The following is an 845-nucleotide window of genomic DNA, read 5'->3' on the forward strand; positions in this document are numbered from 1 at the left end:
ACCCCGGTACTGGCGGCCCACCGGGTGGGCTGGCCCGACGAAGCGCTGGCCTGGACCACGGCGGGCGGGCTGGCCGATACCGTGCGCACTCGCGGCTTTTCGCGCCAGACGGTGTTTCTGGTGCTGCCCGGCGAGGCGGCGGGAGAAACCGCATCGCGCCTGTACGCGGCGGACTTCGCCCACGGCTGGCGCGACATCGGCGCATACGGGGGTGCCGACCAGCCCGGCGTATCCGGGGCATCCGGCACCGCCCCGAAGGCCGACGGAAACTGACAGGAAACCGGCACATCCGGCATCATGCAGCCCCCGGCGGCATGCATGCGGCCAGTGATATGCGGGCGGTCAACGGTATGCGGGCGGTCAACGATATGCGGGCGGTCAGGGGCATGCGTACGATCTGGGGCATGCGCACGATCGGGGCCATGCGCACGCCCGGAGGCGCGCCCCTTCCGGACACCGCCAACGCCCGCTGTGCGCCCACCACAGCCCCCGCACGGGCCGCGCCGCAGCGCGATACCGCACGCGCTTCACTTTCGCGGGCATCCACGCTAACATCCCCGTAACATTTCGGGGCATTGCGCACTATCCACGGCATCCGCGCAGCCGCCGGGCCGTGTCCAGGACACGCGAAAGCATACCGGGGCTGCCCCGACATGCGCAATGCAACCAACGGGAAACGCAGGAGCAACCATGCGGCGCATCGGCAGACGACGGTTCCTGAAGCTGGCCGGAATCACCGCGCTTACCGGAGCAACCCGGGCCATCGCGCCCACGGTGCCCGCCCTTGCGGCGCAGGACGCCGCAGCCCCGCGCCCAGTCACCCCGGTCGCCGTGCCGACGCCCCC

The 845-nt window shown here is 71.5% G+C and carries 1 pseudogene; it reads left to right on the forward strand.

Annotated elements, in window-relative coordinates:
- Positions 1-273: pseudogene (gene cbiF, locus FVW20_RS17100) on the forward strand (cobalt-precorrin-4 C(11)-methyltransferase); the annotation flags it as partial.
- Between the last annotated feature and the right edge of the window lie 572 nt (positions 274-845).

It is taken from the genome of Nitratidesulfovibrio oxamicus (assembly GCF_015731765.1).
GTDB classification, from domain to species: Bacteria; Desulfobacterota; Desulfovibrionia; order Desulfovibrionales; family Desulfovibrionaceae; genus Cupidesulfovibrio; species Cupidesulfovibrio oxamicus.